Annotated in this window: 15 protein-coding genes and 3 tRNA genes; 9 read left to right on the forward strand and 9 right to left on the reverse strand. The window is 41.7% G+C overall.

Annotated elements, in window-relative coordinates; all coding sequences use genetic code 11:
- Nucleotides 1-200 precede the first annotated feature (200 nt).
- From EV690_RS12270 to EV690_RS12290, 5 genes are all read right to left on the reverse strand, one after another.
- Complete coding sequence (locus EV690_RS12270) at nucleotides 201-623, reverse strand: hypothetical protein (protein WP_131913302.1); 423 nt, start codon at nucleotides 621-623, stop codon at nucleotides 201-203.
- Between the two features lie 214 nt (nucleotides 624-837).
- Nucleotides 838-1,497: an MBL fold metallo-hydrolase gene (locus EV690_RS12275; protein WP_131913303.1), complete on the reverse strand. Its 660-nt coding sequence runs from the start codon at nucleotides 1,495-1,497 to the stop codon at nucleotides 838-840.
- Nucleotides 1,498-1,646: 149 nt separating this feature from the next.
- A tRNA-Met gene (locus tag EV690_RS12280) sits at nucleotides 1,647-1,723 on the reverse strand.
- A 15-nt stretch (nucleotides 1,724-1,738) separates the two neighbouring features.
- Nucleotides 1,739-1,815, reverse strand: a tRNA-Met gene (locus tag EV690_RS12285).
- Nucleotides 1,816-1,835: 20 nt separating this feature from the next.
- Nucleotides 1,836-1,912 (reverse strand) — tRNA-Met (locus EV690_RS12290).
- Between the two features lie 162 nt (nucleotides 1,913-2,074).
- On the opposite strand from EV690_RS12290, the gene rlmKL reads away from it, so the two are divergent.
- The 4 genes from rlmKL to rmf all read left to right on the forward strand — a co-directional run bounded on the left by rlmKL (nucleotide 2,075) and on the right by rmf (nucleotide 8,416).
- Entirely contained in the window at nucleotides 2,075-4,192 is a 2,118-nt protein-coding gene (rlmKL, locus tag EV690_RS12295) for a bifunctional 23S rRNA (guanine(2069)-N(7))-methyltransferase RlmK/23S rRNA (guanine(2445)-N(2))-methyltransferase RlmL (protein ID WP_131913304.1), read from the forward strand.
- An 81-nt stretch (nucleotides 4,193-4,273) separates the two neighbouring features.
- Nucleotides 4,274-6,172: an ATP-binding cassette ATPase Uup gene (gene uup, locus EV690_RS12300; RefSeq protein ID WP_131913305.1), complete on the forward strand. Its 1,899-nt coding sequence runs from the start codon at nucleotides 4,274-4,276 to the stop codon at nucleotides 6,170-6,172.
- On the forward strand, nucleotides 6,169-8,070 hold the full coding sequence (locus EV690_RS12305) for a DUF3466 family protein (RefSeq protein ID WP_131913306.1): 1,902 nt from the start codon (nucleotides 6,169-6,171) through the stop codon (nucleotides 8,068-8,070). Before uup ends, EV690_RS12305 begins: the two co-directional genes overlap by 4 nt.
- A 145-nt stretch (nucleotides 8,071-8,215) precedes the next feature.
- Nucleotides 8,216-8,416 (forward strand): ribosome modulation factor, encoded by a 201-nt coding sequence (gene rmf / locus EV690_RS12310; protein WP_131913307.1) that lies wholly within the window; start codon nucleotides 8,216-8,218, stop codon nucleotides 8,414-8,416.
- 304 nt (nucleotides 8,417-8,720) lie between these two features.
- Here the strand turns inward: rmf and fabA are convergent, their stop codons facing one another.
- The 3 genes from fabA to rnt form a co-directional block, all read right to left on the reverse strand.
- Entirely contained in the window at nucleotides 8,721-9,269 is a 549-nt protein-coding gene (fabA, locus tag EV690_RS12315) for a 3-hydroxyacyl-[acyl-carrier-protein] dehydratase FabA (RefSeq protein WP_131913308.1), read from the reverse strand.
- Between the two features lie 63 nt (nucleotides 9,270-9,332).
- Nucleotides 9,333-11,084, reverse strand: coding sequence for an AAA family ATPase (locus tag EV690_RS12320; protein WP_131913309.1), 1,752 nt, complete (start codon nucleotides 11,082-11,084; stop codon nucleotides 9,333-9,335).
- A gap of 50 nt (nucleotides 11,085-11,134) precedes the next feature.
- Nucleotides 11,135-11,779, reverse strand: a complete 645-nt coding sequence (gene rnt, locus EV690_RS12325; protein ID WP_131913310.1) for a ribonuclease T — start codon at nucleotides 11,777-11,779, stop codon at nucleotides 11,135-11,137.
- 118 nt (nucleotides 11,780-11,897) lie between these two features.
- Here rnt and EV690_RS12330 point away from each other — a divergent pair, with 118 nt between their 5' ends.
- Nucleotides 11,898-12,773: a flagellar protein MotY gene (locus tag EV690_RS12330; protein WP_131913311.1), complete on the forward strand. Its 876-nt coding sequence runs from the start codon at nucleotides 11,898-11,900 to the stop codon at nucleotides 12,771-12,773.
- 34 nt (nucleotides 12,774-12,807) lie between these two features.
- Here the strand turns inward: EV690_RS12330 and gloA are convergent, their stop codons facing one another.
- The gene (gene gloA, locus EV690_RS12335; RefSeq protein WP_131913312.1) at nucleotides 12,808-13,215 is read right to left on the reverse strand and encodes a lactoylglutathione lyase; all 408 of its coding nucleotides are present in this window, start codon (nucleotides 13,213-13,215) and stop codon (nucleotides 12,808-12,810) included.
- A gap of 197 nt (nucleotides 13,216-13,412) precedes the next feature.
- Between gloA and EV690_RS12340 the strand changes: the two genes are divergently transcribed.
- The 4 genes from EV690_RS12340 (at nucleotide 13,413) to EV690_RS12360 (ending at nucleotide 19,446) form a co-directional block, all read left to right on the forward strand.
- Nucleotides 13,413-15,446, forward strand: a complete 2,034-nt coding sequence (locus tag EV690_RS12340) for a methyl-accepting chemotaxis protein (RefSeq protein ID WP_131913313.1) — start codon at nucleotides 13,413-13,415, stop codon at nucleotides 15,444-15,446.
- Between the two features lie 1,994 nt (nucleotides 15,447-17,440).
- Nucleotides 17,441-18,136: a DUF1963 domain-containing protein gene (locus EV690_RS12350; RefSeq protein WP_131913314.1), complete on the forward strand. Its 696-nt coding sequence runs from the start codon at nucleotides 17,441-17,443 to the stop codon at nucleotides 18,134-18,136.
- Between the two features lie 281 nt (nucleotides 18,137-18,417).
- Nucleotides 18,418-18,930, forward strand: a complete 513-nt coding sequence (locus tag EV690_RS12355; RefSeq protein WP_131913315.1) for a methylated-DNA--[protein]-cysteine S-methyltransferase — start codon at nucleotides 18,418-18,420, stop codon at nucleotides 18,928-18,930.
- A gap of 96 nt (nucleotides 18,931-19,026) precedes the next feature.
- The gene (locus EV690_RS12360; protein WP_131913316.1) at nucleotides 19,027-19,446 is read left to right on the forward strand and encodes a DUF6884 domain-containing protein; all 420 of its coding nucleotides are present in this window, start codon (nucleotides 19,027-19,029) and stop codon (nucleotides 19,444-19,446) included.
- The last annotated feature ends 69 nt before the right edge of the window (nucleotides 19,447-19,515 follow it).

Here is a 19,515-nt window from a genome sequence, read left to right on the forward strand (position 1 = left end):
CTAATCATTATTTCAGAGCATTAGCATGATCCACTTTTAGCAGGTTTTGAGAAGTGCGTCTGGTTTGCGTTAATGTGAAGACAGCGATTTCAAATGTGGATTACCAAATAATATGCAAGACGATACACGAGTTGTTATCGGTATTATTGGCCTCAAGCATTTGCTGAAAAACGCTAGTTTGCATTCGGTTAGAGACTGCATTAGTGTCCTGCAAATGCCATTGGTGCACTCGACATAAAGCCATGCCATGTCCCCGCGGTTAGAAACGCCAAAATAATGACCACATTAACAAATCCAGCCAATAGATTATGAACGACCATCAACCAATCATTATATAAAAGGAGTAGGGCAAGTAGTAAGAAGAGTTCTAAATGGAGCATCGTTAGTGCTGACGAATGGCCATTATGCAGCGCAATGTAACCGTATAGAAGATAAGCGATCCAGTAGCGGAATTTTGCCTGATTAAGTCTAATAATGACAAGTGACAACCCACCAAAGAGTAAAATCTGCAAGCTCGCATCATTGGTTTGTTCAATATAGAAAAGATTAAGCACAACAAAAGGTAAAAGCAGGACGTAGGTCTTTTGCTGAAAGCTTAGCTGGTTTGCTAAGGATAAGATCATTGTGTAATTCCTGACCAATCCATGGTTAAGTTAAGTATAGCTTAACCCTGTTCGCTAAAAAGCGTGCTTAGCCAGAGAGAGGGTGAATTTTTAGTAAAATGAGAGATGCTACGCACTCTTTAAAACGAGGGCTGAAGTTTTATGTCATCGTTAAAATTAAGTAGAGAACAAAAGCGAGCCTGAAAGGGCCCGCATGAAATCATAAGACGTTAGTTTATTGGAGGAATGGGTTATGCGAGCGTTCTGCACCAATTGTTGATTCGGGACCGTGGCCAGGAATAAACACATAATCATCGTCTAAGCTCAACAGATTATTCTTAATTGAAGCGATTAAATCGGGGTGACTGCCTTGCGGAAAATCAGTACGGCCAACGGAATTATGAAATAATACATCGCCTACCCAAGCTAGATGATGTTCATTGTCAATGAATATGACGTGTCCCGGTGTGTGTCCTGGGCAATGTTTGACCTGCAGAGTTAGCTGCCCAATATGAATCGCTTCATCATTATTCAGCCAGCGATCAGGAATAACTGGTTCTACCTGGCTAAAACCAAACATTTTGGACTGCTGCGCTAAAAAACCAAACAGCTGGCACTGCTGTGCTAAACTATCCAGCCAGAACTTATCGGCAATATGAGGTCCCCATACAGGCACTTTAAAATATTCAGCGATTTCAAGGGTTGCACCAGCGTGATCTAGATGTCCATGGGTAAGTAAAACATATTTTATTTCAAGACGTTTACGTTCAACTGCAGCAATAATCGTTGGGGCGTCTCCGCCGGGGTCAACAATGGCTGCTTCATTGGTTTTGTCACACCAGATTAGGGAACAATTTTGCGAAAACGGCGTCACGGGAATAGTTTGATAAGCCATAAATAATCTTAATAAACAACAGATAATTTAGTGTAACGCAATCGCAAGAAAAGCTGAATAACTGCGCTTGATTAATAGTAATTAATAAAAAGTAGGGGATAAATAATAAAAATTAGGGGATAAGATGTAATAAAGAGTAGGGGATAAAATGGTTGCGGGGGCCGGATTTGAACCAACGACCTTCGGGTTATGAGCCCGACGAGCTACCAGACTGCTCCACCCCGCGACAGGGGACTTAAATTGGTTGCGGGAGCTGGATTTGAACCAACGACCTTCGGGTTATGAGCCCGACGAGCTACCAGACTGCTCCATCCCGCGACAATATAAGATTATCGGATTGGTTGCGGGGGCTGGATTTGAACCAACGACCTTCGGGTTATGAGCCCGACGAGCTACCAGACTGCTCCACCCCGCGTCCGATGCTGCGCATGATAGGGGGTCGGGTAATTAAAAGCAAGAAGAATTCCAAAATTTCAAATCAACCGCTTAATTTACGATCAATTTGGGAAAAACTACGTCTCAAAGTCAAAGCAAGTTATACTAGGCCCCAATTTTTAACGTAAGTAGATAGAAGCATATGCCAGAGTATTTTGCATCGGCCGCCAAAGGTTTAGAGCCATTAGTTGAATCAGAATTACGCTCGCAGGGGATTACCGAACTGAAGGTGACTGGTGCTGGCGTGCAATTTCAAGCCAGCCAAGAGCAAGCCTATCATTTTTGTTTGTGGAGCCGCTATGCGTCACGCGTGATGTTACAGCTATCCAGCTTTGCTATTCACGATGTTATGGATTTGTATCTTGGGGCTAATTACATTGGCTGGGAGCAGTGGTTTAGTGCCAAACAAACCTTTGCAGTTCATTGTTCTGGGACTAATCAAATTATTAATAATAGTCAGTTTGGAGCGCTAAAAGTTAAAGATGCGATCGTGGATCGTTTCAACACTAAAACTGGTGCTCGCCCCAACGTTGAACGACAAAATCCAGATGTCCGAATAGTGTTGCATATTCATCGTGATCAAGGGGCAATTTATCTCGATTTAGTCGGTGCACCATTGAACCAGCGTGGCTATCGTCAAGTGCAGGGCAGCGCACCACTTAAAGAAAATTTAGCTGCCGCATTAGTCGCGCGTGCCGATTGGTCTGAGGGGCCGCTTGTTGATCCGATGTGTGGTTCAGGAACTCTATTAATAGAAGCATTGTTGAGTAAAGCGAATATTGCACCGGGTTATTATCGCGATTTTTATCTTTTGCAAAATCTACAGAATTTTGATCAGTTGTTATGGCAACAGCTTAAAGATGAAGTGCATACTAGGGCCGAGCAAAGTAAAGCACAGTTAAATTGCCACCTTTATGGGTATGATATCGACCCTTCCATGGTTAAGATCGCTCGGCGTAATATTCAAGATGCGGGGCTTGCCAAGTGGATTAGCGTTGAGCAGCAAGATGCTAAAAAGTTGGTCAATCCAGAACCTGAGGCCGAAACGGGGCTGATCCTTTCAAATCCTCCTTATGGTGAACGTCTGGATGAAGTGCCAGCTTTAACTGGCTTATTTAGTGCTTTAGGTCGTCAACTTAAAGCTGAATTTGCTAACTGGCGTGTCGCGATGTTGTCTTCATCGGTTGAACTGCTTGACTATTTGCGTCTGCGCTCAGATAAGCAATACAAATTTTCTAATGGTCCGCTCGATTGTACGTTTAAACTTTACCAATTATCTAAAACGCCGGTTGTCAGTGATGGTCAGCGTTATGCACAGGACTTTATTAATCGGTTGGCTAAAAACCAAAAACGATTGAATAAGTGGTTGAAACGCGAAGATATTGAGTGTTATCGACTTTATGATGCTGATTTACCAGATTACAATATGGCGGTTGATCGTTACCAAGATTATTGGGTGATTCAAGAGTATCGGGCCCCCAAATCGATCGATGCTAAAAAAGCCAGTCAACGATTATTCGATGCTGTCAGTGGTATTGTTGAGGCTGGATTAGCAGAAGCGGATAAAGTGATTGTAAAACAGCGAGCGCGTCAGAAAGGTCGAGAACAATATCAGAAAATGGATACTCAAAGTCATCGTTTGGTGGTCAATGAGTATGGTGCACAATTTTACGTGAATCTGCATGATTATCTCGATACTGGGGTATTTTTGGATCATCGTAATATGCGCCGTTATTTAGCTGAGAATAGTCGGGATAAACGAGTTTTAAACCTTTTTGCTTATACTGGGACCGCTAGCGTGCAAGCCGCACTTGGTAAAGCAAAATTAGTGACCACTGTAGATATGTCTAATACCTATCTGAATTGGGCCAAAGATAATTTCCGGCTTAACCATCTGACTATTTCTGACCATGAGTTTATTCGTGCGGATTGTCTGAAATGGCTCAGCGAGCAGAATAATCGTCAATATGATCTGATTTTTTTAGATCCGCCAACATTTTCTAATTCTAAAAAAATGGAAGATGTCTTTGATGTTCAACGCGACCATGTGAAGCTGCTTTGTGATGCGATGAAGCTGCTAACGCCAGATGGTACCTTGATTTTTTCTAACAACAAGCGGCAATTTAAACTTGATGAAGCAGCACTGCAAGAGGCTGGATTTACATGGGCTAATATTTCTAAAGATTCTTTAAGCGAGGATTTTCAACGAAATAAAGCAATTCATCAATGTTGGTTAATGAGTCATGATAAGGCACAATAATGGCCCTCAGATTCATGTGAAGTTATTTATTTAAAGCAAAAGCGTTGTAAAACGTCGTTGCTCGTCATTTAAAGAAGAAAAATAGTGTTATTAAGTTTACAAAATGCCATGTTGGCATATGGTGATCATCCACTTTTAGATAATGCTGATCTAAAAATCCACCGCCAAGAACGGGTCTGTCTGGTGGGGCGCAATGGGGCTGGTAAAAGTACTTTACTCAAAGTGCTTTCTGGCGATGTATTGCTTGATTCGGGCGAGCGACAGGTTGTCAATGGTGTGGTGGTTGCCAGGTTGCAACAAGATCCTCCGACGGCATCGGCAATGAGTGTCTATGAGTATGTTGCCAGTGGTAACGAAGAGCTAGGGCGGATGCTTGCAGATTTTCACCAGTTAAGCCTGAAAGCGGCCACTGACTCAAGTGAACAGACACTTAATGCATTGGCTAGATTGCAGGAACAAATTGAAGCACGGGATGGCTGGAATTTTGATAATCAAATTAACCGGGCTATCTCGTGGTTAGGCCTTGAACCAGAACAATCGTTACAAGGGTTATCTGGAGGCTGGTTACGTAAAGTGGCATTGGCTAAAGCATTATCCTGTCAACCCGACTTGTTATTATTGGATGAGCCAACTAACCATCTTGATATCGATACCATTAGCTGGCTTGAAGATTTTCTGCTTAATTTTTCAGGCACAATTGTATTCATCAGCCATGACCGAGCATTTATTCAGCGTTTGGCCACTCGTATAGTTGATATCGACCGAGGGGTTTTGACTTCGTGGCCAGGAAACTATCAACAATACCTCGAGGGCAAAGTAGAATGGCTCCGGGTCGAAGAAGAGAAAAATGCCCAGTTTGATAAAAAGTTAGCTGAAGAAGAAACCTGGATTCGTCAGGGGATTAAAGCGCGGCGAACTCGTAATGAAGGGCGGGTTCGGGCCTTAAAAGCATTGCGTCAGGAGCGACAGGACCGAGTTGAACGCCAAGGTGTTTCGCAAATGCAGCTTGATGAAGGAGCGCGTTCCGGCAAATTGGTATTTGAGGCCGAAAACCTTGGCTTCCATTGGTCGGATCAAGTCATCATTAATGATTTTAGTTTTCAGGTCCAACGCGGTGATAAAATCGCATTGGTTGGTCCTAATGGCGTGGGTAAATCGACACTTTTGAAATTGCTCTTAGGCGAGTTGGAACCAACTCAAGGGCAGCTTCGAGTGGGGACTAAACTGCAATCGGCCTATTTTGATCAGTATCGACAAACTCTAGATGAAGAGAAGTCAGTGATGGATAATGTGGCTGATGGTAAACAAGAAGTGACTGTGAATGGCCGAAGTCGTCATGTAATGGGGTATTTGCAGGATTTCTTATTCCCGCCTAAACGTGCTTTTACGCCTGTTAAGGCGCTGTCTGGTGGTGAAAAAAATCGGTTATTATTGGCTCGGTTATTTCTTAAGCCAACGAATTTATTAATTCTTGATGAACCAACCAATGATTTAGATGTCGAAACGTTGGAGTTGTTAGAAGAGTTGATTGCCAATTACCAGGGAACGCTGTTTATTGTCAGCCATGACCGTGCTTTTATCGATAATACCGCAACTCAAGTTTGGTTTTTTGCGGGGCAAGGCGAAATTCAAACGGCTGTCGGCGGTTATCAGGATCTAATACGCCAGATCAGTCGTCAGAATGAATCAGCTAAAGTTGTCGAAGAAGAGCCACCCAAAAGCATTGAAAAAAAATCTCGCCAAACATCTTCAAAAAAATTGTCATACAAATTGCAACGGGAGCTTGATGAGCTCCCGGGGAATATTGCTCGTGTAGAAAACGAGTTAACCATGCTTCAGGAACAAGTCAACCAACCGGACTTTTTTACGCAGGACGCGCAAATGACACAACCGGTTTTGGATCAGCTAAAACAGGCTGAAGACGACCTGGAGACACTGTTCAACCGCTGGGAAGAATTGGAAGAATTAAAAACGCAATGAAGTTAAAAAAATTACTGCGCTATATACCGTTAGCGGCTCTTTTAACAACGGGTTACAGTTTTGCTGATCCGAGTATTCCACCTTATTTCTCCATTAAAGAAGTCAGTGTGGATCAAAGTGGTGATCTATCTCGAGCACAGCAAGATTTAGAAGGTGCTGGGATGAGTGCCAATGGCGATTATTTTGCAGCGAATGCACAATACATCCGTATGCCATTTCGAAACTACGATATTAACCGCCCATATACCTTCCAGTACGGCTGCCAGTATTCAAACTATATCTGTAGTTTAGACTGGGAAGGCGATGATGGCTCATCGGCTACGAATGGTTTTGATGATTATCGACAAGCAGTTAAAAACGCTTTTAATGGCGGAACGTATACCGCTAATTTCTTAGCGATGACCAATACGGGGCATTCGTTAGCGAGTGCAACCACCACTGCATCACCTACTTTTACCAATGTTAAATCGCTTGATAGCAGTATCTTATCGCGGTTTTATGGACTGGATAGTGGCAGTGCTGGAACGCATGATACAGTCATCACTGGAATGACGGCCACTCAAGAGACGATTGGGAATGTGGATGCTTATTGGGTCACTGGTTATGATTTTGCCCCAGGTAGTAAAACGTTACCTACTGGGTTTGTCGAAAGCCTTGATGGTTCTAAGCGTATCATTCTGAGCCCTAATTATACTGCGACAAATGGCGGTTTATCTGCTGGCTATACATTTGTAACGATTGGCGGAACATTATATGTGGCGGGGATGAGTAGCACCGAAGCGGCTGATTCGGGGTACTTTGATAATTGTTATAAAGATGGGGATGAAAATGGGGGACGCTATTATATGTCTTGCCCTGGCATTCGCACCAATACGACAGTTTGGCCACTCAACGGCGTGACATTTTCAGCGGGAGCTGCCACGGTAGCTCCTTCTGCGGAGGGTAGCGGCTGGTTGAATAACGATAGTAAACGAGCTTATACTGCGGCAGCTTTGGATGCGAATAGCTCTGGAACTATGGCAGGCTATAGCAGTACTTCTGATGGCGATAATGTTTATACCTACGCGCGAGCTGCCATTTATACTTCTGATGGGAGCTCGATTAATCGTTATCAAATGACGGGTTCCGGTTTGGTCACAAACAATAATGATGATGATATTCGCGATCAATGGGCGGTTGGGATTACCGATCCGATTAGTTCTAAAGTGTATGTGATTGGGAATGAGCGTTATACCGATAGCAAAGGTCACTCTGAGCATAACCAAGCGGTGAATATGTTCATTAGCCAGTTATCTAACGTCTCAGGCGGTGTTCCTTCAAATGGCGCCGGAGTGGTTCAGTGGCCACTGAAAAACCATCAGTTTACTGGCTCAAACAATGAGATTATTGCAGTTGATCATGCAAATGGGCTTGCGGTAGGGCGTCAGGATGCATCAAACCAGACTCAAACATCTTATAACGGTGTCACTCGTCGTCAACAAGCATTTTTGTTTGATGTTCCCGACTATATGTCAGATACCGGGAATGTTGATAAATATTTGTGGTCGCTAGCGAGCCTCACTTGCTACACCGAAGGAGGCGTGGCCAAACGCCCTTATTATCGGATTACCAATGTTCGTTCGGTAAGTAGTAATGGTGGGAATATTTATGTTCTTGCTTCGGGGACAAAATTCTCGTCAAAACAAAATATTATTGATGGTTACAACGGTACACCGGTGGTATTACGACTCACCCATAACGGGGCTGGTTTCCCCGGTACGACTACACTGTCTTCTTGTCCTTCGTATGAACCCCATCAGGGGAAATATAGTCGCCAAGGTGCCGACAGTATTTGGTTAATCTTATTGTTAGTACCGGTTGTTTTTGTGAGATTGTTCACAAAACAATCAGATAAGTAGGTTTTGTCATCAAAAGATCAAACGGTTAGTCTAATCTTTACAATTTGCTCTTTGACGTAGCCATCAAGGTTAGCGATATTAGATAGGAAGGTGATTTAAATATCCCTTCCTGTTTTTTTGAACTACCACTAAAGAGGGTTGCTCTATGAAAAGACAAAAACGTGATCGTTTAGAACGAGCTCGGGCAAAAGGTTATCAGGCAGGTTTAGCAGGGCGTTCCAAAGAAGCGTGTCCATATATGCAGGCTGACACCCGAGGATATTGGTTTGGAGGATGGCGTGATGCGTCTCAAGAGCAAAGTGGCGGAGAGCTGTTAGTTGAAGAAGGGACAGCAGCAATAGTTTAACAAGCCTTGCCAAAAAGCCTAGGATTATCCTAGGCTTTTTTGGTTTGTCTGTGAGCTTCAAGTTCATTTTTGTTTTGAACTGTGTGATTTACAATCATCTTTATATGCGCGAGTCATCTGTCTTTATGGCTTATCGAGCATTGGCAGACCTAGATACTCAAGGAGCATTTGGGATTAATTAAAAATAGCGCTCATGAACTGGTCTGTTCGTAAGAAGAAATCAATAATGATTGAGCTTATTGGCTAATAAAATAAAAAACCCGGCAGTACCGGGCGTTAGGATCTTATGATTTAATAGCAAAAATTAGAAAGAACTAGAGCTGGTATCTTTAAATAATCCAACTTTTAAGTCTTTGGCTAGATAAATCTCTTTTCCATCGACTTTAACGCGACCGTCGGCAATTCCCATCACGAGACGACGATTAATTACACGTTTAAAATCAATTTGATAGGTCACTTTTTTGGCTGTTGGGAGAATCTGTCCGGTAAATTTTACTTCGCCAACACCTAATGCACGACCTTTACCAAGCCCCCCTTGCCAACCTAAGAAAAAGCCAACAAGTTGCCACATTGCATCTAGTCCCAAACAACCTGGCATGACCGGATCACCAGGAAAATGGCAACCAAAAAACCATAAATCAGGATTGATGTCTAGTTCAGCGACTATTTCACCTTTGCCGAGCAAGCCTCCTTCATCACTGATGTGAACAATTCTATCCATCATCAGCATGTTTGGAGCAGGAAGTTGGCTGTTTCCCTCACCAAATAATTCCCCACGGCTACAGGCTAGTAATTCATCTCGGTCAAAACTATGTTTACCGAGTTCTTTTTGTGATTTAGGTTGTTGCGACATAATTCTCTTTTCATTAAAAAAATTGCATGTACTTTAGCTGACCAGCAAAGGCTAGACAAGCACCTAGAGCGCTTTTTTAAAAAAACGTTGTAACAGCATCGATATAATTCCACGACGATGGCCATTTTCAATATTGGCCATCTCCCGTGAACGTTGTTCGACCGTGCCTAAAATGCCTTCTTCTGAATGAGTTGAACCGGCTCGTTGGTCGAATAACAGCTCAATGGCCTGATTGACATGTTCGACCGGGTAAAGAATCAATTGTTTATTTTTGACCGCTTGGACAAGCTCATCAGTTAAATTAAGCTGGGTAAGATTAGCCGCTGGTAGAATCACATAGTGGGTGTTGTCGGGGTCAACTAACTGACAGACTTGATAAAAGCCCTCGATTTTTTCGTTGACCGCCCCTACTGCGAGCACATTACCTATTTGATCCACTGCACCAGTGGTTGCAAATGACTGATTAATCGGTTGATTCGATAGAGCTGAGAGAACAACCATGAGACTAGCCAGCGAGGCGCTATCACCATCAATTTCATGGTAGGACTGTTCAAATACAATAGTGCCTGAGACGGGGAACTGGCCATCACGCGCAAATTGCCGGGTTAAATAGCCTTGGATAATCATCATTGATTTTGCATGAATATTCCCGGCTAGCTCAGCTTTACGTTCAACATCACTTAGGTCACCATCTCCCGGTTGTACTGTTGCGGTAATTCGCAGCGGTTCACCAAATGCGCGGCTGATTCCCGGGCTTTCTAAGACTGACAGCCCATTAATCTGGCCGACGGTTTTGCCACTGAGTGACAATTTAACCTGACCATCGCGATAATTGCGCAATGACCATCGTTGCTCACCATTGCAACTCTGGTGCAGTTGCTGATAAGCGCTTTTGATGTTTTCCAGGTTTAGACCGTTATTAAAGGTTTGCGCATATTGTAACAGGTGCGCAAGTTGGGAAAAGTCTTGTGCCAGATAGCGTTGATGGTCACACTCTCGGCTGCTTTGGCGCAATAGCCAGACGCATAATTCGAAATCATCAGGCATAGGTATTTGAGCGTGCTGAAATAGTGCCGTTAGCCAGGCCTGACAGTGCTCAGTGGTCGCTTCGATATCTTCCGCTAATTCGCAACGTACCGCTGTATTATCCCAAAGTCGGGGGTATTCATTGAGCAGCTGATCAAGAATTTCACAATCACCCCAAATTAATAGCTTAAAGCGGATAGGCGTAGGTGCTAAATCCACATGTGCAGGCCAATTTTGCAGTTCCTGCCAGGGAAATTGCTGTTGTTCAACGATACTATTAAGAACATGCCATAAATTGCGTTGTCGAATTAATTCTTCAGCAGGAACCGCTAAAATTCCTTGATCAGCTCGCCACAAAAGGCCGCTCTGATAGCGATTTACATCGACTTTAAGTGATCCGTCTTTCAGTTCACTGGGACAAAACCCAAACAGACTTTGCCAGCTTAATTGCTGCGCGATGACAAGCTCACTTTGAGTTGAACTATTCAGTGTCATATACGTGGTATTTTGGGGTTTTGCATGCTCTATGCGTATTGCTGACTGTTTTGGGTCAATTGTCAGTGGTGATTTCGTTTTAGCTTGATAGAGCGTCTGAGTCCAATCCGCTAAATTGATGAATGCGGGTGTCTGTACCAACATTAAACGAGCATTTTGCTGATTAGAAAAGTAATTCAGTGCACGCTTAAAATCAGGCTGAAGTTGAGCAAAAGGGCAGTTAATTTGGGCTAATGGTTGTGGTAAATCAAATTGAGCTTGTAATGCTCGAGCCTCAATAGCAGAAACGGTCAATAGATAATGCCTCAAAAAACAAAAAAAGTTGAACTGTTTGAATTGACTGATTAATTCGTAGTTTCTTTTTCAAGTGGCCAGCCCCCTAAGAGCTGCCAGCGGTTGACGATATAACAGAATAAATCGGCGGTTTTAGTCGTATCGTAGAGCGCACTATGGGCCTCTTTTGGATCAAATTCAATCTCTGCTGCTTTGCAAGCTTTTGCTAATACTGTTTGTCCCAAACTCAAAGCACTTAACGTTGTTGTATCAAAGCTTACAAATGGATGAAAAGGATTTCGTTTAATGCTGGTGCGCTCAACGGCTGCATTCACAAAGCCCATATCAAAAGCAGAATTATGGGCAACCATGACGGCACGGTTACACCCATATAATTTAAGCTTACGCCGTATTTCTTTAAAAATTGACTTTAACGCTTCGCTTTCATCCACCGCCATTCGCAGCGGGTTATAAGGGTCAATACCGGTAAACTCAAGCGCACTGGGCTCTAAATTGGCTCCTTCAAATGGATTAACATTAAAGTGGAGAGTTTGTCCGATAACGAGCCGATTCTCACTATCGACATCGATCAGTGCGGCTGCAATTTCTAACAAAGCATCAGTTTTAGCATTAAAGCCTGCGGTTTCGACGTCGATAACAACGGGGTAATAACCACGAAAACGGTTAGAGAGGAATGAATCGGTATTATCTGTCATATAAGCTGTTATCAATGAATCATCCCGCTATTATTGCAGATGGTAGCCTTAAGTGCGAATCCGATTAAAGTAATGTCAATCCATGCCGATACTAGTCTGTAGGATATTGTGAGGCAGTATGAAGCGACGAGTTATATTTTGCGGACTTTTCTTGACGACGTTAGTCCACGCTAGTAGTGGACTGCGTTTGTATCAAGCAACTATGGATGATTCCACATGGGTGGTCTCCGAGTCTACGCCACTTGTTTGCCAACTGGATCATGTGATCCCATCTTTTGGAGTGGCTCATTTTGTCAGTAAAGCCAATCGCCATATTAATATGGATTTTTCTTTGGATATGCGTCGGATTACTGCTCAGACTCATCGTGTATTATTACGCAGCGTTCCACCACCATGGCGACCTGGGCGTTCGGCTAAAACAGTGGCAACATTGAATTTTTATCAGCAGTTTAATGGCCGTTTAGAAAATCAACCAGTTTGGCAAATGCTCTCGGAGCTTGATAGTGGAAATTTCCCGACCTTTTATTTTAATGATTGGTATTCAGGTGGCGAAGCTACCGCAGTTGGATTATCTTCGATCAACTTTAAAAGTCATTATGACCGGTTCATGCAATGTGTGAGTCGATTGTTACCCTATTCTTTTAATGATATTGCGTTTACCGTTTTAAACTATAAGCAAAATAGTGATCAGCTAACGAAAGAGTCTAAGCACAAACTGACGATGGTAGGAAATTACGTTAAGTATGATCCGAAGGTCGATATGATTGAAATTAACGGTTATACCGATAGTTATGGTGGACGTTACCCAAACCTAAAACTATCTAAAAAGCGAGCGCAGAGTGTCAAGCAATTCTTCGTATCCCAAGGTGTTGATGCCAGTAAAGTTGAAGTGACCGGTTTTGGCGAAAAACGCTTTATTGCATCAAATCAAACGTTATTGGGGCGGGAGAAAAACCGCCGTGTAGTCATCTCGTTAGGCAAAGAAAATGGCTAAGCACTGTAATGCTTAGCCGTTTTATTTTACTCGGTTAGCCTTCTAGGCCCTTGCCAGCACTTTTTTTCTCGATGAGTTCGATAGAATAATTATCAGGGTCTTTGACAAACGCAATAACCGTTGTTCCACCTTTGACAGGCCCTGGCTCGCGGGATATTGTGCCGCCTTTAGCTCGAATTTTATCGCAAGTAGCATAGATGTCGTCAACTTCAATCGCGATATGTCCATAACCTTCACCGAGGTCATAGCTATCTTTACCCCAGTTATAAGTTAGTTCAATCACTGCTTCTTCGCTTTCAGAGCCATAGCCTAAAAATGCAAGATTATATTTATATTCAGTGTTTTCGCTTTGGCGAAGTAGCTGCATATCCATCACGCTAGTATAAAAATCAATCGAACGCTGTAGATCACCCACTCGTAGCATGGTATGTAAAATTCGCATTATTGACCTCGAATCGTCAGTGAATTAAAAGTTAATTGTATGATAGCGAATTGCCTTAGCGTTTGGCGAGTTCAGATTGAACAAATTTTAGAGACTAACCGACATTAAAAATAAAAAACTCAACTAATTTGCTGCTTTGCAAATCCTTTCCTAGACTCAATAAAGCTCTCCAGTTGAGGATCAAGGATAGGACGCTAATGAACTTTCATTCAATTCGAATAAAAATGATGTTACCCATCTTATTGTTGGCAGTAATTCTTGCAGGATTGGCGATTTTGATACTGTATATGAATGCTACGCAAAAAAAAGCCATGCTTCATCAGAGTGAAAATTACTTTGAAGCTATAGCTGTGGTACTCAACGCTGACCGAGATTTATATCAGGCACGTTTAGCACAAGAGCAAATGCTAAATACTCATGCCTCCGACAAACTGCGCAAAGAGTTTAAAGAGAATGCTCAACAAGTCTTAGATAGATTTAAAAAATATCGCAAATATCTAGCATCGGATCCTAACGTTCTAGAGCACTTTTCTTCATTTGATGAGCGCTACCAAGAGTGGCTTGATGCCAGCAATAATTTGAAACAAGGGTTTAGTAACAGCCGTGAATTGACTGATAAATTTATCGATGTTGATAAGAAATTTTTGAAAATTCGGTCGATGCTTGATGCAGCAGGAGAGCAATTACGTGCTCATGCTCGAGCAGCAGAAACTAAATCGAAGGTGTCAGTCGATGACATTGAGCGTTATGTTGATGCAATTACTGAAGTGCTTAATGCTGACCGCGATATATACCAAGCTCGGCTTGCTCAGCAAAACATTATCAACGGGATCGGTGATTTTGCACAAAATCTTAGAACATTCGATGAAAATGCTCAGCAAGTTATCGCACGCTTTAATAATTATCGTAGCCAGCTTGCAGATGAACCAGAGTTAACCGCTAAATTTGGTAAATTTGATATGCTGTTCAACGAGTGGTTTCAGCAAAGCCATAAGCTTTTAGACTCCCCGCTTGCTAAAAAACGCAGTCAATTGCCAGAGTCTTTTCAAGTGGCGGATCAGAAATTTTCAGCACTGCGAGAATTGCTTGATCAAGCGGGTGAGGAAGTACGAAAATATGCTCATCAAGCAGAAAGAAAGATGCGTGCTCACATGACTAAATTGCAAAATATAGCTTTAGTTGTGATGGTCGTTTCTTTTGTGGTTGCTTTGGCATTTGGTTTTTATGTACCTCGGAAACTTACCAATGATGTTGAAAATATTACTCGCCGAATTAAAGAAATTGCCGAAGGGGATGGGGATTTAACTCAACGAATTAATTCCAGCGCTAAAGATGAATTAGGATCTTTAGCGCATCAATTTGATGACTTTGTTGAGCGCCTACGGGTGATTATTAGCAGTGTCAGTCATCAGTCGAATGCGCTAGGCGGGATGACTGATTCTCTCAGTAATGTTTCTGATAAAGCAGAGAAAATCACTCATTCATTGGTTAAAACTTCAGAGCATATTGTCAGTGCAGCAAATGAAATGACGATGTCAAATCAGCAGATGGAAGAAACCGCCAGAACTTCTGCTGAAGAAGTGGATCACTCCATGACAGTTTCTAAGCAGGGCCAAGATGCAGTTGCTTCAGCTAGCCGGGCGATCGAGAGTTTATCGAATGATATCGAACAGACACTCGCCCGTTCGAGTGAACTGGAGGAGAGCTCATCGGCAATTAGTTCAGTATTAGAGGTTATTCGAACCATTGCTGAACAGACCAATTTGCTGGCATTGAACGCTGCGATTGAAGCGGCTCGAGCAGGCGAGCAAGGTCGGGGATTTGCTGTGGTTGCTGATGAAGTTCGAACACTTGCCACCCGCACTCAAGACAGCACTAACGAGATTGAAACAATTATTGATAAACTTAAAAATAACGTTAGCGCCTCATCCAGCTCGATTCAGGGGTGTCGTAAGAATGCAGATGGTGCAATCGCAACATTTAATGAAGTTTCGGAAATATTTAATACTTTATCGGATGCGTTCCAGCATGTACAAGAGATGGTTCAGCAGACCGCTCAAGGGGCATCAGAACAGTCGACGGTATCGCAATCAATTATGCATAATTTGCTTGAGTTAAAAGAGCAAACCGATGGTGTTGAAGAAGTTTCAAATATGGTCAGCTCTCATTCAGATCAAATTCAGGATCTATTCAGCGAACTAAACAGTTATGTCGGTAGCTTTAAAGTTTAATTATGCCATTTACCTAAAAATCCAAGGCCCGGTGATATCGCCGGGCTTTTTATTTAAGTAGTTTCTTACAAATAAGTTTTGTCATTGTATCTATATAGAACTTTAATTAGGCAGAAATTACAATGCAATTTCTTAGAGATACAAATACAGCAACCTTGCCTGGCTAGGGCTACTCGAAATTTGATTTCGTGAGTTATGTTAGTATTCGTCAATCCCGTGTCGTCACTCTGATTTACTAATATTCCCTAAAATAACAGTTCATAGATGTTCTGATAAAGGAATGCACATTAATTATGGTTTGAGAAAGTTAAATCATATTTACATGAAATTAATTAATTCTTTTAACTTAATTAATTAGAGTGTATTGATGACTAAATAGCAATTTGATCCCAATCAAAAAATAACAAATTGAGCATGATATTTTACGTGGATTCTTTTATGATAAAAATATTATTTCCTTTCGCCGTATTACACTTCTGGAACTCAAATTCAGTTTGGCGTTTTGAACGGTTGTAACATGATTTAATCCAAAGTCCCAGATAGGAGTGTCAGTGACTTTGGGGCATCAGGGGTTTTGCTACAGCTTATCAGCTGTACTCATCAAGTTTATTTTGTCGTCTTTCATAAATATTTTATTTTCAGAAGGATGATTAAAAATTTATAAATAAGAAGACTATGAAATCATACTCGATAGTTATCTGATAAGTAAACTGTGATGAGGTTTTAGGATAGAGTGTACCAGTAGTTTTTGAGTGTGCACAACATAAAGATATTAAACATATAGGTATTCTATGAAAGGAATCGAACGGCCAAACACGATTACGTTAGTAATCATTGCTACAATAGTGTCATTTATAATTGGGGTAGTCAAAACATACATATTATTTCCATCGACTGTTGAGCTATCTGAGTTCCAGTTGAAAGTAATAGTCGTATTCACGTTGGTTGTAATCATGCTTCTTGGTGTTATTTTATATCTTATATGGAAGGGAAAAAATTGGTGTAGGATCATATATGCAGTATTTGCAATTGTAGGTCTTGTCCCATTTATAAATGCGATTAATCAAGAACTTAACTATAGTTTATTACTTGCGGTTATTAGTATTATACAAGTATCTCTGCAGTTATCTGCCACTGTATTATTATACTTGCCAGAGACAAATTCTTGGTTTTCATCAATAAAGGCATCTAAGTATACGCTTAATTAGGCACTCAAAGCTCACCTACGAAAAGACTTATGGACTGGCTCTTCACTGTTACACAGTCCTGGCCCTCTATCGCTGTATTATGGACTTTAAAATCAGAAAGTTATGGATGGAAACACTTAAGTTTTTCGCCAGTACTACAGAAAGCAAAACGGATCCGGTCAATGCTCTTTACACACGACTCCATTTACCTGATGTGCTCCCCATATACTATTTGAAGACGATGATAAATGCGCTTGTATTGCTATAACCACAGGCAGGTGCCACCCATGCTATAGACTTGCCCATTTGTAACCACTCCATCGTTTGTGCCTCCACCGGACAAAGGTCACTTCTCCAGAACAATATGATCGACAACATTTTAAAGACATAGTAAGTGTTTGGATACCTCGGGCCTTATCCCTTTCGATTTTTTCGACAGCGAAAAACAGAACAATAGGCCTTATGCGAATCTCTCATCAGTAACTACACTGGCGTATATATTTTGCTTCATTGTTATATTCATAATAAGCTAATTCATGCTTTCGTTAGACGGGGGCGAACCCAATCGATGATTCGAGGTGTACGAAGTCCCTCTGAAGCTGTGACCGTATTTTTCCAGAACTTTGATGATGAGTATTGGGGAAAAGCAGGTAAACTGCATTGCGATAGAAAATGATGTGATATCCCTTCTGGTGTTAAAAAACGTCATAAGGTAAATCAGGCAGGAAAATCTGTAATGGGCTGTTTTTACTGGTTCAACATTTTATTTTTTTGTAGTGAGGTATTCTGTAGTCATGGGAATCGAGCATGGATGAATTAATTGGAAAATTCAGAGAAGTCATTAATCGAAAGGCTATAGTCCTTGATATTGGCGGGTTTAGGCCTCCAGAAGATCCATTCTTCTCTTGGTTTGGAAAAGTTTCTTTTTGTCGATCTGGTGAAGAATGGCCAATGCAAGACGGTGAGCCGATGCATGCTTTGGCCCAAATAAACTTAACTGATTTTCCATTTAAACCTAAAGGTCTTGAAGATATTGAATTTATTACAATTTTTATTGGACCTGAAGAATTGCCTATTCATGCATCCAACGGAAATAACTGGCAAATCCGTACCTATGAAAAAGTGTCTGATTTGATACCGCTTAATCAAATTGAAACAGGGAGTTGGATTAAATCACTTCCAATGAAGTCGCGCCTTGTCGAAGAAGACTACCCATGTTGGGATGATGTTCCCGTTGAATGCCCTGAAGAGATTGATGATGATTATTATGATCTGTTTGATAATGTCAGTGGCTTTAAGTTTGGCGGCTGGCCTACATTGCTTCAAGCTGAGATATTTTGGGCTCCGTGGAATAAGCACGATGCTTGTCCTGAATACATATTTCAAATTGATACCACTGAAAAGGGAAACTGGATGTGGGGTGATAATGGCGTAGGATATTTTGGTAAAGGCACTGCAGAAGGCAAAGAAAACGAATGGGCGTTATCTTGGCAGTGTTATTAGAGTGCTGCACTTTGTTCAAATTAAACACGTTTCGAACACAGACACAGTCTTTGTAGCTTAAGCCCCTGCTCAGATTTACAAAACAAAGGCCAGAGATGAATCGCCAAAAAGAGCATTGAATGGTTCAGCGAAACCTAGGAGTACCAGAGCAAAAGCGGGTATGGTTCAATGCGAAGTGATTTCAAATAGATTTCTCCTTTTCGGGAACAGTGTCGATTATATGTTAGGAATAGTTGCTACGTTATAAGTTATAGCGCGCTCTGGTCATAACAGGGGGATATGTGAAGCAAGTTAATGTGCAATACTTCAAGCATCCTTATGCTGAATTTGTGTTGGGAGCATATAGTGGAAAGTTATGCTTGTGTGATTTTAGATACCGCAAGATGCGGACAGCTGTTGATAACCGAATTGCGAGGGGTCTGAATGCATCGTTTGTAGAAGCAAGTGACGATGTTATCGATTTGGCTAAGAAACAGCTGAATGAATATTTTCTTGGCGAGCGACGCAACTTTGATATTCCACTATTACTTGTCGGCACGGATTTTCAAAAACAAGTATGGGATGCTCTAGCAAAAGTCGATTATGGTGAAACATCGACATATCGAGATTTGGCTGTATCAATTGGCAATGAAAATGCAGTCAGAGCTGTGGCTAATGCCAATGGTGCAAATGCATTGGCAATTATTATTCCCTGTCATCGGATAATTGGCGGACAAGGTGAACTAGTTGGTTATGGTGGCGGTTTAGCACTTAAAAAACGCCTTTTGGAGCTAGAGCAAAACCTATTTCTTTAGTGCAAATTGCATTTATAACAAGGTAATCGAATCGGATTTCCACGCTCGTCTGCTCCGCTGAAAGCAGCTGGTGTTGACACTTAAAGAAGAAAAACTATGAGTAAACGGATTGTTCTTATTTCATGCGTGAGCCAAAAGTTATCTCATCGCGCAAAAGCAAAGAATCTTTATACAAGTATGCTGTTTAAGTTAAATCTCAAATATGCCAATACTTTGGAGCCTGATGGCATCTATATTCTTTCTGCAAAACACGGCTTGTTGAGCTTAGAGCAAGAAATTGATCCGTATGAGCAAACACTAAATAATATGCGCACTGCTGAGGTTAAGATGTGGGCAAACAAGGTTATTAATCAAATAAGTGCGATTGTTTCGCTAGAAGAGGATGAATTTATTTTCTTAGCTGGTGATAAATATAGAAAATATTTGTTGCCTCAGATTAAGAATGCCAGAATCCCGCTCAAAGGTTTACGCATTGGTGAGCAACTGCACCGCCTCAAGGAACTGATTGACGAGTAAGTCATACAAGGCTGTAATTATTTGGATGAGAAAGCTTAAAAGATATAATTCTTCCTACCCTGAATCAAA

Source organism: Celerinatantimonas diazotrophica (assembly GCF_004339545.1).
Classification (GTDB): Bacteria; Pseudomonadota; Gammaproteobacteria; order Enterobacterales; family Celerinatantimonadaceae; genus Celerinatantimonas; species Celerinatantimonas diazotrophica.